Source organism: Nonomuraea sp. NPDC050451, assembly GCF_044458585.1.
The window spans coordinates 128,544-141,418 of sequence record NZ_JBITHZ010000017.1 but is presented as its reverse complement, the minus strand read 5'-3'; the positions used below and the strand labels follow the sequence as shown (position 1 = coordinate 141,418).

General features: G+C 72.2%; 11 protein-coding genes. 6 read left to right on the top strand and 5 right to left on the bottom strand.

Annotation, left to right across the window (positions count from 1 at the left end; translation table 11 throughout):
* The first annotated feature begins 1 nt into the window (after window position 1).
* On the top strand, window positions 2–1,003 hold the full coding sequence (locus ACIBI9_RS39500) for an ABC transporter ATP-binding protein (RefSeq protein WP_397230123.1): 1,002 nt from the start codon (window positions 2–4) through the stop codon (window positions 1,001–1,003).
* Complete coding sequence (locus tag ACIBI9_RS39495; protein ID WP_397230121.1) at window positions 1,000–1,821, top strand: ATP-binding cassette domain-containing protein; 822 nt, start codon at window positions 1,000–1,002, stop codon at window positions 1,819–1,821. Before ACIBI9_RS39500 ends, ACIBI9_RS39495 begins: the two co-directional genes overlap by 4 nt.
* Window positions 1,822–1,832: 11 nt before the next feature.
* On the opposite strand, the gene ACIBI9_RS39490 is transcribed toward ACIBI9_RS39495, so the two are convergent.
* Window positions 1,833–2,843, bottom strand: coding sequence for a LacI family DNA-binding transcriptional regulator (locus ACIBI9_RS39490; RefSeq protein ID WP_397230119.1), 1,011 nt, complete (start codon window positions 2,841–2,843; stop codon window positions 1,833–1,835).
* A 168-nt stretch (window positions 2,844–3,011) separates the two neighbouring features.
* On the opposite strand from ACIBI9_RS39490, the gene ACIBI9_RS39485 reads away from it, so the two are divergent.
* From ACIBI9_RS39485 to ACIBI9_RS39470, 4 genes are read left to right on the top strand one after another with little or no spacing between them, the layout of a single operon-like run.
* Complete coding sequence (locus tag ACIBI9_RS39485; protein ID WP_397230117.1) at window positions 3,012–4,367, top strand: extracellular solute-binding protein; 1,356 nt, start codon at window positions 3,012–3,014, stop codon at window positions 4,365–4,367.
* A complete protein-coding gene (locus ACIBI9_RS39480; RefSeq protein ID WP_397230115.1) occupies window positions 4,364–5,230 on the top strand; it encodes a carbohydrate ABC transporter permease in 867 nt (288 codons plus the stop codon). Before ACIBI9_RS39485 ends, ACIBI9_RS39480 begins: the two co-directional genes overlap by 4 nt.
* Entirely contained in the window at window positions 5,227–6,069 is an 843-nt protein-coding gene (locus tag ACIBI9_RS39475) for a carbohydrate ABC transporter permease (RefSeq protein ID WP_397230113.1), read from the top strand. Before ACIBI9_RS39480 ends, ACIBI9_RS39475 begins: the two co-directional genes overlap by 4 nt.
* An 11-nt stretch (window positions 6,070–6,080) precedes the next feature.
* Window positions 6,081–8,117, top strand: coding sequence for a glycoside hydrolase family 2 protein (locus ACIBI9_RS39470; protein WP_397230111.1), 2,037 nt, complete (start codon window positions 6,081–6,083; stop codon window positions 8,115–8,117).
* 795 nt (window positions 8,118–8,912) lie between these two features.
* Here ACIBI9_RS39470 and ACIBI9_RS39465 read toward each other — a convergent pair.
* The 4 genes from ACIBI9_RS39465 to ACIBI9_RS39450 form a co-directional block, all read right to left on the bottom strand.
* A complete protein-coding gene (locus tag ACIBI9_RS39465) occupies window positions 8,913–9,668 on the bottom strand; it encodes a maleylpyruvate isomerase family mycothiol-dependent enzyme (RefSeq protein ID WP_397230109.1) in 756 nt (251 codons plus the stop codon).
* Between the two features lie 71 nt (window positions 9,669–9,739).
* Window positions 9,740–10,660, bottom strand: coding sequence for a hypothetical protein (locus ACIBI9_RS39460; protein ID WP_397230107.1), 921 nt, complete (start codon window positions 10,658–10,660; stop codon window positions 9,740–9,742).
* The gene (locus tag ACIBI9_RS39455) at window positions 10,657–11,928 is read right to left on the bottom strand and encodes an MFS transporter (protein WP_397230105.1); all 1,272 of its coding nucleotides are present in this window, start codon (window positions 11,926–11,928) and stop codon (window positions 10,657–10,659) included. Before ACIBI9_RS39455 ends, ACIBI9_RS39460 begins: the two co-directional genes overlap by 4 nt.
* 93 nt (window positions 11,929–12,021) lie before the next feature.
* Complete coding sequence (locus ACIBI9_RS39450) at window positions 12,022–12,849, bottom strand: TIGR02569 family protein (RefSeq protein ID WP_397230103.1); 828 nt, start codon at window positions 12,847–12,849, stop codon at window positions 12,022–12,024.
* Window positions 12,850–12,875: the final 26 nt, after the last annotated feature.

Below are 12,875 nucleotides of genomic sequence, written 5' to 3'. Positions count from 1 at the left end.
GATGCGGACCCCGGTTGAGGCACCGGTCGAAGTGGACGGGCTGCTCGAGGTGGCCGGGCTGGTCGTCGACCTGCCCGGCGCCGGCGGCCTCGTCCGCGTCGTCGACCGGGTGACGTTCGACATCCCGCCGGCGACGACGGTCGGGCTCATCGGCGAGTCGGGCAGCGGCAAGACGATGACGGCGAACGCCGTCATCGGCCTGCTCCCGGAGGGCGCGGCGACCGGCGGAGAGCTGCGCTGGCGGGGCGAGGATCTCCTGAAGGCGAGCCCCGCCCGCCGGCGCCGGCTGCGTGGTCACGAGATCGCGATGATCTTTCAGGACCCGCTGGCCGCGCTCAACCCGACCCAGACGATCGCCCGCCAGGTGGGCGAGATACTCCGCCGCGCCGGCCGCCCCTGCGACGAGGTGCGCCGGCGGGTGCTCGAACTGCTCGAACGGGCGGGGATCCCCGAGCCGGCCAGAAGGATGCGCGGCTACCCGCACGAGTTCTCCGGCGGGATGCGGCAACGGGCCATGATCGCCCTCGCCCTGGCGGGCAGCCCGGCGCTGCTGCTCGCCGACGAACCCACCACAGCCCTGGACGTGACCGTCCAGGCGCGCATCCTGCGCCTGCTGCGCTCCATCCAGCAGGACGAGGGACTGGCGATGCTCCTCGTCAGCCACGACCTGCGGGTCGTGGCGCATGTCGCGCACCAGGTCGTCGTCATGTACGCCGGCCGGGTCGCCGAGCGCGGCCCCACCGCGGCGGTGCTGGCCGGCCCGGCCCACCCGTACACCCGCGCACTGGTCGACAGCGTGCCCGCGGTGCGGACCCGTACCGCGCTGGCCCACCCCTTGCCGGGCACACCGGCCACCCCGGCGAACCGCCCGCCGGGGTGCGCCTTCCACCCTCGGTGCCCGCTGGCACGCGAGCGGTGCCGCACCGAGGAGCCGGAGCCCAGACCCGTCGCGCCCGGCCGGTGGGCCGCGTGCCACTTCGCCGAGGAGCTGCTGCAGCGATGAGCGTCGATCTGCTCGAGGTGCGTGACCTGCGGGTCAGCTTCGGCCGGCGTACCCCGTGGTTCCGGTCGCGTTCCGCCCGCCGGTCCGGGGAGTTCGTCGCGGTGGACGGCGTGAGCCTCACGGTGGCCACTGACGAGATCGTGGGGGTGGTCGGGGAGTCGGGGTCGGGCAAGACCACGGTGGCCCGCGCGATCGTCGGCCTCGTCCGGCCCGACTCCGGCGCCGTCCTTCTCGATGGCGTGCCCCTTGGGCCGGTCGGGCGGCGCACCACGGCGCAGCAACGTGCCGCGCAGATGGTGTTCCAGGACCCGCGGTCGTCGCTCAGCCCGCGTATGACCGTCGCCGCGATCATCGACGAGGCGTGGCGCACCCATCCGAGCTCGGCCCCGCCCGGCGACCGCACCGCCGCGCTGCACCGCCTGCTCGACGACGTCGGGCTCGACGCGAGCGTCGCCGGGCAACGGGCGGACGAGCTGTCCGGCGGACAGTGCCAGCGGGTCAGCATCGCCCGCGCGCTCGCGGTCCGGCCCCGGCTGCTGGTGTGCGACGAGGCGGTGTCCGCCTTGGACGTGTCGGTCCAGGCGCAGATCCTGCGGCTGCTGCTTGACCTGCGCGAGCGCCACCATCTGGCGATGCTCTTCATCTCCCACGACCTCGGCGTGGTGCACCAGATCGCCGACCGGATCGCCGTCATGCGCGGCGGCGTGGTGGTGGAGGAGGGGCAGGCGACGGACGTGCTGGGGGCGCCCCGGCACGAGTACACCCGCAGCCTGCTCGATGCCGCCCTCGAACTGTCCGGCACGGATTCCCGCGAGTAGGGCGCCCGGGGTCAGCCCGTGGTGCTCTCCCTGATGATCAGCCGGTGCGGCACGATGATCTCGGCGGGCGCGGCGGCCGAGCCGTTGATCGTGTCCATCAACGTGTTCACCGCCCTGCGCGCGATCTCCCCCTTGTCCGGGGCGATCGTGGTCAGGCTGGGCGTGCTGTACTGGCCCTCCTCGATGTCGTCCACGCCGACCACGGCCACGTCGTCGGGGACGCGGCGGCCGGCCCTGGTCAGTGCCCTGATCGCGCCCAGGGCGAGCAGGTCGTTGTAGCAGAACACCGCGTCGGGCGGCTTGGGCAGGGCGAGCAGGTGCTCCATGGCCTCGGCGCCCAGCCGCCGGTGGAAGTGCGGGGTGGAGACGACGAGGTTCTCGTCGATGTCCAGCCCCGCGTGGGCGTGCGCCTGGCGGTAGCCGGCGGTGCGGAGCTGGGCGGTCTCGCCGGTCGCGTACGGCTGGTCGCCGATGGCGGCCACCCGGCGGCGGCCCAGGTCCAGCAGGTGGGCGGTGGCCTCCCGGGCGGCGGCGACGTTGTCGATGGCCACGTGGTGGAAGCTGCCGTTGTAGATGTGCTCGCCGAGCAGCACGATCGGGATCCGGTTGGCGCGCCCGCGCAGCTCCTCGGCGGAGATCGTCAGCGGGCTGAGCAGCAGCCCGTCGAACATCGTGGCCCGCGAGTCCCGCCCGAGCAGCTCGCGCTCCCGGTCGCCGTCGCCGTCGGTCTGGTCGACCATCACCACGTAGCCGCGGGCGCGGGCCGCCGTGATCACCTCACGGGCCAGCTCGGCGAAGTACGGCACGTCCAGCTCGGGCACCACCAGGGCGATCATCCCGGTTCGTCCCTGCTTGAGATTGCGCGCGATGAGATTGGGACGGTAGTCGAGCTCGTCCAGCACGGCCTGCACCCGGGCACGCAGCTCGTCTGACACCGGCGCGTAACCGTTGACCACGTTGGACACGGTGCGAATCGATACGTTCGCCCGTTTGGCGACGTCGCGAAGCGTTGGGCCGGCCATGCGTCTCCTATACTCCCGAAGGCTTCCGCGCGGCGGTCTCAGAAGTCGGCATGAGATCGCCTTGTCACAGTAGATCCTAAACCCGCTCTTGCATCGTTGCAGACAAGTATGCATTATGTCTGCATCGTTGCAGAGCCCTCATGTGAGCCCAGGCCGAGGAGTCAGAGAATGTCCACACCCCTCATAGACCGGCGCGGTTTCCTCAAGGGCGCCCTGGGCATCGCCGCCGCCGGTTCGCTGGCGGCGTGCGCGCCGGGCGGCCCGAGCGCGCAGCCGAGCAAGCTGGCCGCGCCCGCCGCGTCGGCGTCGTCGGTCAAGGGCGAGATCACCGTCTGGAACCGGTCGGGCGACCTGTTCAAGGTGTTCGACGCGGCCATCGGCAAGTTCCGCGAGGCGTACCCCGACGTCAAGGTGGACCACCAGGCCGTGGACATCGACGCGAAGCTGGCCAACACCCTCATCAGCGGCACCGACGTGCCCGACGGCAGCTTCTGGGACGACGCCAAGATCGGCGGGCAGGCCGAGCACCTGTACGACCTGACCGACCTCATCGCGCCGTACCGGGACCGGACCTCGCCGTACAAGCTGTCCGTGAACACCGTGGACGGCAAGATCTACGGCGTCCCGTGGGACCTGGACCCCGGCCTGCTCTGGTACCGCGAGGACGTGCTGGAGAGCGCCGGAGTGGATCCGGCGGGCCTGGCCACGTACGACGACCTGCTCGCTGCAGCCAGGACGGTCAAGGAGAAGGACCCCAGGACCAGGCCCATCCACCTGGAGAAGACCCCGTTCCTCAGCCAGCTCTGGCTGGAGATGCTGGCCAACCAGCAGGGCACCAGCCTCACCGACGCCCAGGGCAAGCTGCGGCTGGACTCCGCCGAATACCGGCGGATCTTCGGCTGGATCGACAGCGCGGTCAAGGACGGCCTGGTCACCCACGCCCCCTACCTGGAGCCCGCCGACGTCAACACGCTCGACAGCGGGCAGCAGGTGTTCGTGCCGTGGGCGATCTGGTGGTCGTTCGCGCCGCAGCAGCTGCTCAAGGCCACCAAGGGCAAGTGGCGGGCCGCGCCGCTGCCGGCCTGGACGCCGGGCGGCGCGCGCAGCGGCGCCATGGGCGGCAGCAGCTTCGTCATCCCCGCCAAGGCCAAGAACCCGGAGCTGGCCTGGCTGCTGTACGAGTTCCTGTGCTTCAAGGAGCCCGGCTACACCGCCGTGTACGGCCCCAACGCCGTCTACCCGGGCGGCCTGTCCACCTCGATCCCCAGCTTCACCCCCGCGCTCGACCCGGCCAAGCCGCTGTTCAAGCCCATCGAGGCACTCGGCGGCCAGGACCTGTGGAAGGTCGCCGTCGAGGCCGCGGGCACCATCCCGGCCGCCGCGCCCATCCCCTGGTGGTGGGCACAGTCGGTGGACTACCTCGGCAACAACGTGCAGCGCCTGATCGAGGGCAAGATGTCGCCCGACCAGGTGATCACGGAGTCGGCCGAGAAGATCCAGCGCAACCTGATCGACCGCTCATGAGGTCCACGCGGCTGTCGCCGTACCTGTTCATCGCCCCGTTCTTCATCGTCTTCGCCGCGTTCGGGATCTACCCGCTGATCTACGCGCTCCAGCTCAGCTTCATGCGCTGGCGGGGCGCGGGCGCGGCCCACTGGGTCGGCGCGGACAACTACCTCTACCTGCTGACCAGCCCGGACTTCTGGGCCTCGCTCGGCAACAGCGCCGTCATGTGGCTGCTGATCGTGCCGGTCCAGGTCGTGGCCGGGCTGGGTGGCGCGGTGCTGCTGGCCAACGCCAGGCTGCGGCTGCGCGGGCTGTTCCGGGTGGCGTTCATCGCGCCGTTCGTCACCCCGCTGGTCGCCATGGCGCAGGTCTGGATCGTGGTGTTCGACCAGGACTACGGCCTGGTCAACCACCTGCTCAACCTCGTGGGCCTGCCCGACGTGGGCTGGCTGACGTCCACGGCGTGGTCCAAGCCGACGCTGGCGCTGCTGTTCCTGTGGAAGACCACCGGGTTCGCGATCATCATCCTGCTCGCCGGGCTCCAGGCCGTCCCCGGAGGCGTGTACGAGGCCGCCGCCCTGGACGGCGCCTCCCGGTGGCGCCAGTTCTGGTCGATCACCGTCCCCCTGGTGCGGCGGAGCATGGCGTTCCTGGTGGTCGTGCAGACCCTGGCCGTCTTCCAGATGTTCGCCGAGCCGTTCGTGGTCACCGAGGGCGGCCCGTACGGCTCCACCACCACCGCGGGCCTGTACCTGTACGACCACATCACCGCCTCCGACCTGGGCACCGGCGCCGCGAACTCGTTCCTGCTGGTCCTGCTGGTCTTCGGCCTGTCGCTGGTGTCGGTCAGGCTGCTGCGGCCGAAAGACGAGGTGTCATGAACCAGACCCGCCCCGGGCCCCTGCAGTACGCGGTCCTGGCGCTGCTCGCGATCGTGTTCGTGTATCCGATCTGGTGGGCGGTCAGCTCCTCGCTCAAGCCGGCGGCCGACATCATCGCCGACCCCCTGTCGATCGGCGCGCTGACGCTCGACAACTACCGGGCCATGTTCGCCGACGTGCCGATCGGCACCGGGTTCGCGAACACGGCGCTGGTGCTGGTGGTCAGGGGCGCCATGACGATGTTCTTCTGCCCGCTGGCCGGATACGCCTTCGCCAAGTACGACTTCCCCGGCAAGAACCTGCTGTTCGGCGTCGTGCTGCTGACGCTGATGCTGCCGACGCTGGTGCTGATCATCCCGCTGCTGCTGGAGATGAGCGCGCTCGGCTGGGTGAACACGTACCAGGCGCTCATCCTGCCGGGCAGCATTGACGCGTTCAGCATCTTCTGGATGCGCCAGACCATCGCCGCCATCCCGGACGAGCTCATCGACGCGGGCCGGGTGGACGGCGCGGGGGAGTTCGGCATCTTCGCCAAGGTCGTGCTGCCCGTGATCCGTCCCGGGCTGGCCGCGCTCGCGGTCCTGACCACCATGAACGTCTACAACGACTTCGTCTGGCCGGTCGTCGCCGTCAACGACACCTCGCACCAGACCCTCCAGGTGGTCCTGTCCACCCTCGCGCAGAACGTCACCGGCAACCGGATCGGCGCCGACTTCGCCACCGTGTGGGGCGAGCTGCTCGCCGCCGGCAGCATCGCCATGCTGCCGCTGCTGGTGATCTTCGTACTGCTGCAGCGCCACTTCATCAACGGCATCCTCGCGGGCAGCGTCAAGGGCTGACCCTCACCTTTATGGAAGAGAGCATCATGGAATACCCCCGCCCCCACTTCGACCGGTCGCACTCCTGGTCGAGCCTGAACGGCGAGTGGGACTTCCGGGCCGACACCGAGCCCGGCTGGAACCGGACCATCACCGTGCCCTTCGCCTGGGAGACCCCCGCGTCGGGCATCGAGGCCCACTGGCTGCCCGTGGCCTGGTACCGCCGCCTGGTCACCGTCCCCGCCGGGTGGGCGGGTCAGCGGGTCGTGCTGCACTTCGGGGCCGTGCACCACGAGGCCACGGTCTGGGTCAACGACGTCGAGGTGGTCAAGCACCGGGGCGGCTACACGCCGTTCGAGGCCGACATCACCGACGCCCTGCGCGGCGAGGGCCCGCAGGAGGTCGTGGTACGGGTCTGCGCGCCGCTGGACAAGCGGGAGCTCGCGCACGGCAAGCAACGCAGCATCCCGCGCGACGACTACGACGGCGTCTGCTTCACCCCGTCGTCCGGGATCTGGCAGAGCGTCTGGCTGGAGGCCCGGCCCGCCACGTACGTGGCCGGGCTGAAGCTGCGCCCCTCGGCAGGGCTGGACGCCATCGAGGTGGAGGCCCGGGTGGCGGGGCCGTCGGAGTCGGTGCTGCACCTGACCCTGCGCGGGACGGACACGACGGTGGAGGTCCCGGCCGTGGAGGGCGTGGCACGGGCGGTGCTCCCCGTCGCCGGGCCCCGGCTCTGGTCCCCGGACGACCCGCACCTCTACCACGTGGACGCCCGCCTGACCTCGGCCGACGGCACCGACGAGGTCGCCGCCTACACCGGGCTGCGCCGCGTCGAGGTGATCGGCGAGGACCTGTATCTCAACGGCCGCCGCCTGTTCGTGCGCGGCGTGCTCGACCAGGGCTACTGGCCCCGGACCGGCATCACCGCCCCCGACGACGCCGCGCTCCGCCGCGACATCGAGCTGGCCGCCGCGGCGGGCTACAACCTGGTACGCAAGCACCTCAAGCTGGAGGATCCCCGCTTCGTCCACCACGCCGACGTGCTCGGCATGCTGGTGTGGGCCGAGCCCGCCTCGACCGGCCGCTTCTCGGCGGAGTCGGTGACCGCGTTCGAGGAGCAGATCGCGCCGATGGTGGAGCGCGACGGCGACTCGCCCGCGATCGTCATCTGGGGCCTGTACAACGAGGAATGGGGCCTGGACTGGGACATCCCGGGCGACCCGGCCAAGCAGCAGGCGACGGCGCGGGCGTACGAGCTGCTCAAGGCCCTCGACCCGAGCAGGCCGGCCGTGGACAACTCCGGGTGGACCCACGTGAAGACGGACCTGCTCGACTGGCACTACTACGACGAGTCCGCCGCCTCCTGGGGCAGGACGGTGGCCGCGCTGATGGACGGCGAGCAGGACGACTTCCCCGTCCGGCTCGGCCCCGACTACGTCGTGCGCAAGAAGCTGGCCGGATCCCCGTCGCAGCCGCTGCGCGGGCTGCCCAACCTCAACAGCGAGTACGGTGGCGGCTTCACCTGCGTCGAGCGGGCCTGGCACCTGCGCTGGCAGACCCAGGAGCTGCGCCGCCACGACCGCCTGGCCGGCTATGTCTACACCGAGATGTACGACATCGAGCACGAGTCCGCGGGCCTGCTGGACTTCGAACGCCGCGCCAAGGACCTGGCCGGCGTGAACCCCGCCGACGTGAACGCCACCACCACGCTCGTGCTGGACGTCGTCCCCGTGGCGCCCGGCCGCGACCTGCTGAGCGAGTCGCGCGAGGTCACCGTGCCCGTCCGCGTCTCGCACCACGGCAGCGAGCCGGTCAACGGCCACCTGCACACCGCCTGGACCCCGGTCTTCGGCCCCGCCCCTGACGCCTTCGGCGCGGCGGGCCCCTGGATCGAGGCCAAGCCGTTCCTGCTCAGCGGCCCCGCCGAGGTCGGCGCCGCGCTGCCGGCCGGCTGGACGAGCGGCCGGCTGCACATCGCCCTGGTCAGCGACGGCGAGATCGTCGCCCGCTCGGCCGTGGACGTGGACACCCATACCGCCCCGGTCATCGGGGACGACCCGGCCGCCTGACCGGACCTCACGACCCGGCCAGCTCGAGGACCCGTCGTACGGCGGCGTCCGCGCGGGCGGGATCGGGTGACTCGGAGAGGAAGACGAGGGCGAGCATGACCGCCGCGTCGAGCCGGCACAGCAGCGCCAGCGGCCCGGCGTCGGGCGGCGGTCGACCAGTCGAGGAGGGCGCGTACCCCGCCCTTGTGGCAGCGGACGTTGGCCCGGCGGACGTCCAGGTGGAGCAGGGCGGCACGGCCGAGCGGCGCGGCGATCGGGAGCAGCCGTCCGGGGGAGGGCGGCGGCGGCCAGTCGTCCCTGAGGCGGGCGATCTCCCGCCAGCGGCGCAGGATCCTGCCGACCACGAGCCGGGGCGGCGGCAGGTGTCCGGCGGCGACGGGTCTCGGTCCGGGGAGCGGGAGCGCGTGGAGGCGCGCCAGGAGCTCGCCGAGGCGGAAGCAGTCGAGCTCCGATCCGTCGTCCTCCACGTAGCGGCTGATCAGGATGTCCGGCTCGTCCGGGGTCTCGGCGAGGACGAGGGCGACGGGCTCGGGTACGGGCAGCCCGTGGTCGCTCAGCAGGCGGGCGAGCCGGTACTCCTGGCGCAGCAGGGCGCGGGTGTCGACCCGGGGGTCGTTGGCGTTGGAGTCGAAGCGACGCTCGCCGACGCGGACGGCGACCGGAGCCCCGCCGTCGCCCGGCCGGCCGCGGAAGACGGAGAACTCCAGGCCCCGCCCCAGCGGTTCGAGGCCCGTGATCCCGAGGCCGGCCAGGCGCTCGTCCAGGCCGGGCCTGCTGCTCGCCATGGGGCCGGACTCAGCCGTCCTCCTCCTCCAGCCAGAACCCGGACCGCTCCAGCCACCGTTCGAGCAGCGCCGAATCCCCGGCGACCTCGACCCTCGGCGCGGGACGCCGGTAGACGAACAGGAGCAGCTCGCTCACCGGCCCGCGAACCGTCACGGAGGCGTCCCCCTGCCCGCGCCTCCAGACGGGCGCGTCCCCGCCGAGGTCGACCAGCCACTCGCCGTTGAAGCTCAGCGCCCGCCCCGGGCCGAGCAGCCCGTGCCCCTCGTACGCCTCCGGCACGCAGCTGAACCCCAGCCACTCCTCCAGCCCCTCGACGGCGACCTCGTCGTCAAGCTCGAAGCCGGCCTCCAGGGCGAGCGCGGCATCGGCCCGGTGCAGCACGGTCTCGAACAGCGCCCGCCGCGCCCAGAACGCCGGAGTGTCCAGCCCCTGCGGCGTCCACACGGGCCCCTCGGCCCCGCGCAACACCTCCACCAGCTGCTCCGCGCCCTCACCGAGCCAGGGATCGAGCTCGCCCGCCACCTCGTCCGTGTACGCGTCGAGGTCGTTGATCCGCTCGTCGGAGACCGGCTCCACGGACCGCGACGCCACGACCGTCCCCATCCAGCGATGGACCTCGCCGACGTGCCGCAGCAACTGACCCATCGACCATCCAGGACAGGTGGGCACGGGCGTCTTCATGTCCGCGTTCTTGATCAGCGATCGCAGCAGCTCGGTTTGCCCGGCGATCTCGGCCCGCATCCGGTCGTAGCTCAACTGGGACATGCCCGCCACCCTAGGGGCGATCAGCCGGCCTCAGCAATCGCTTTCCGGCGGGGTCACGACGAGGTGTCGGATCAGAAGCCGAGACCGAGCAGCACCGTGTGGGCGTCCTCCGGGCTGTGCACGTGCTTGCCCAGCTTCGCCGGGGAGGACACCTTCTCCGTCTTGAGAACGTCGACGAGGTGCCGCGCCAGCCGGTCGCCGTCCACCTCGCCGGGGCCGCCCGCGTCGAGCGTCCACGAGCGCACGGTCCGCTCGACCCGCTGCGACCAGCCCTGTTCCTCGCCCGGCGAGAAGTGCCTGAACCAGCCCTCGACGGTGAGCCGCTCGGCGGAGCGGATGGCGAGGACGGAGCGGTTGCCCGCGAAAAGAGTGACGCGCACGTTCCTGCCGATCGCGCTCGTCTCGGCGGGCAGCGTGCGCAGGAACGCCCCCAGCCGGGGCGGCAGCGCCGCCCACCGGGGCACCCGCCATCCGCCCGGCGTGCTGAGCCCCTCATTGGCAGGGGTCAGATATTCGATGACGAATCCACCCGGCAATTGCGCCGGCTCGCTCCACTCGAAGGTGGCCCGCCGCCACTCCTCATAGGGCTCCGTCGGCTGCAGGGAGAGCTCCGCGCCGGTCGCGGTCGCACGTAACTCCAGCGATTCGGCGCCGGGTCGCCGCCAGCGCAGGAAAGGGGCTCCCCAGTCCGGCGACGGCTCGTACCAGGGGCCGGTCGGGCCGTGGCTGCCGACGCTGTCGGCCGGGCCGATCGCGGCCTCCACCGCCTCGGCGTGCCGCCGGAAGGCGGCGGACGGTTCGCCCTCCAGGGAGAGGGGGACGGTCAGGCCGCGATGTGCCCGGTCGCCCGCGTACCGCCGCTCGTGCTCCTCCACCGTGACCAGCCGGCCGCGCCCCTCGGCCGCCGGCCGCAGCGCCGCACCGGACCAGTCGCCGGGATCCACCTCGCGCCACAGCCATTCCGCGATGCCGGCGGTGTCGTCCTTCGTCATGGGCGTGATCTTAGGCCGTCCCCGGTCCTCTCGGGGTGGCGCTGCCGTACGGGTGTGGCCAGCGCGATCAGGGCCAGCAGCAGGCAGGACGCCCCCGCGACGACGAACACCGTCGTCGCGCCGTAGTGCGCGGCACCCCAGCCGAGGGCGGCCGCGCCCACCGGCCCGAGCGAGAAGTGGATGGTCCAGAACGCCGACGTCACCCGGCCCAGCAGGTGAGCGGGTGTCACCTGCTGCCGCAGCGACATGGAGTTGATGCCGGCCAGGCTCACGCATGCCAGGTAGAGGGCCATGATCGCGGCCACGCCCCACACGGAGCCGGCGAGGCCCAGGCTGAGGATGGCGAGCCCCGACACGATCTGCGCCCCGATCCACAACGGCCCGAACCCGAGCATTCGCCGCATCCGGGCGACCAGCGCCGAACCGGCCATCGTGCCGACCGCCCCGACCCCCAGCACGACGCCCACCACGGAGTCCGGCTGGCCGAGGTCGTGCTTGAGCCGGTAGATGACGATGTCCGTCAGCCCGAGCGTCATGAAGATGAAGAACGACAGCAGGATGGTCAGGGTGCGCAGCACCGGGTGCCGGAGCAGGAACTCCGCCCCGGCCAGCAGCTCCCGCCACGGCCGCCGGCCGGGCGCGGGCTCCACCGGCTCGACGGCCTCGACGGTGTACCGGGAGGCGCGGGTCAGCAGGACGCCGAGCGCGGACAGTCCGAAGCTGGCGGCGTTGATGGCGATCGCGGCGGTCGGGCCCAGGTGGCCGCTCACCACCCCGGCCAGGGTGGGGCCGAGGATGCCCGCCGCGGCGGCCGTGGCGTACAGCATGCTGTTGGCCTCGGTGACCAGCTTCTCGCCGGCCAGGCCGCGGACCGCCGCCACGTACGTGACCTGGAAGACCATGCCCACGGCGGCGGCCATCGGCAGCACCGCGTACAGGAGCCAGACGTGCTGGCCGGACATCCAGGCCACCGGGATGGCCACGTACAGCACGAGCCGGATGACGTCGCAGGCGATGAGCAGCCGGCGCCGGTCGAACCGGTCGGCGAGCACCCCCGCGAACACCCCGGCCGCCACCGACGCCGCCCCCGACACGCCGGTGAGCAGCCCCATCTGGGCGACGGAGCCGGTGACGTCGAGGATGAGGAGGGGCACCGCGATGAGCGCGAACGAGTCGCCCGCCACGGACAGCGTCTGGGCACACCAGAAGATCAGGAAGTCACGGTCTCGCCACAGCGACCGGCTCGCCGGCCGCGCGTCAGCGCGCATCGCCCACGGGGCCTGCCTGGGAGGATCGGTACGCGGGGAGCCGGGTGGAAATCACGCGCGTCACCCTATCCCTCCCGGTCGGCGCCACGCCGCTCAATTTCCGGCCCCGCGGAGGCGCTCTTCCACGAGGTGGGTGACGCCCGCGAAGCGGGTCAGCTCGTCCGCGGGGACCCGGCCCGCCCAGACGGCCGTCGTGGCCAGCCGGAAGATGAGCGCGCGTGCCAGCAGGTGAAGCCCTTCGCGGCCGGGCAGGACGGCCTCGATGAGCTCCGGTTCCGCCCGGTGGTAGAGCAGCCCGTCCGCGACCACGACGGCCTCGGCGTACGCGACCGGCCGCCAGTACGGCGAGAAGTCGATCACGACGGGTGGCCGTCCGGGATGGAACAGCACGTTCCCGGTCAGATCGCCGTGAATGAGCTGGCTGGGAGCCGCCACGGGACCCGCGAGCTCACCCAGCCTGGACAGCAGCTCATCGGCGTCGGTCGGCCGCGGCCGAGCCGCCTCGTCCCAGGCGACGCGATCAGCGACCGCCCAGGGATCGTCGCGCCGGTCGAGCAGGGCCGGGCGCGGGAGGTGCCGCAGCTCCCGATGGAACGCCCTGCCGGCCGCGATCAGCGACCCCCACTTCCCGGCCGGCCCCTCCCGGCCCTCCAGGAACTCCGAAGCCGTCCATCCCTCGACCACGTAGGCCCCGTCGCGGGAGCGGAGCGGGCGGGGCACCCGGAATCCGGCCGCGTCGGGCAGACCCGCGAACACCCGCGCGGACCATTCGGCCTCTTCCGCGCCGTCCACGGGCTTCACGACCGCGTCCCCGGCCCGGAAGCTCCGTCCCCGGCCACCGGCCAGCGGGCTCACGGGCGCGGTCAGCCCTAAGGCCGCCAGCACGCCGGGCGGCGGCTCCGTCACCGTTCCCAAGGTCATGGCGGCCATCGTGCCGGATCGCCGGC

What these genes read in the sequence shown, in the direction of transcription:
- ACIBI9_RS39465 (WP_397230109.1), bottom strand. Translation starts at nt 9,668, where the DNA reads ATGTCCCAGTTGAGCTACGACCGGATGCGGGCCGAGATCGCCGGGCAA.
- ACIBI9_RS39480 (WP_397230115.1), top strand. Translation starts at nt 4,364, where the DNA reads ATGAGGTCCACGCGGCTGTCGCCGTACCTGTTCATCGCCCCGTTCTTC.
- ACIBI9_RS39475 (WP_397230113.1), top strand. Translation starts at nt 5,227, where the DNA reads ATGAACCAGACCCGCCCCGGGCCCCTGCAGTACGCGGTCCTGGCGCTG.
- ACIBI9_RS39500 (WP_397230123.1), top strand. Translation starts at nt 2, where the DNA reads ATGCGGACCCCGGTTGAGGCACCGGTCGAAGTGGACGGGCTGCTCGAG.
- ACIBI9_RS39490 (WP_397230119.1), bottom strand. Translation starts at nt 2,843, where the DNA reads ATGGCCGGCCCAACGCTTCGCGACGTCGCCAAACGGGCGAACGTATCG.
- ACIBI9_RS39450 (WP_397230103.1), bottom strand. Translation starts at nt 12,849, where the DNA reads ATGACCTTGGGAACGGTGACGGAGCCGCCGCCCGGCGTGCTGGCGGCC.
- ACIBI9_RS39485 (WP_397230117.1), top strand. Translation starts at nt 3,012, where the DNA reads ATGTCCACACCCCTCATAGACCGGCGCGGTTTCCTCAAGGGCGCCCTG.
- ACIBI9_RS39495 (WP_397230121.1), top strand. Translation starts at nt 1,000, where the DNA reads ATGAGCGTCGATCTGCTCGAGGTGCGTGACCTGCGGGTCAGCTTCGGC.
- ACIBI9_RS39460 (WP_397230107.1), bottom strand. Translation starts at nt 10,660, where the DNA reads ATGACGAAGGACGACACCGCCGGCATCGCGGAATGGCTGTGGCGCGAG.
- ACIBI9_RS39455 (WP_397230105.1), bottom strand. Translation starts at nt 11,928, where the DNA reads ATGCGCGCTGACGCGCGGCCGGCGAGCCGGTCGCTGTGGCGAGACCGT.
- ACIBI9_RS39470 (WP_397230111.1), top strand. Translation starts at nt 6,081, where the DNA reads ATGGAAGAGAGCATCATGGAATACCCCCGCCCCCACTTCGACCGGTCG.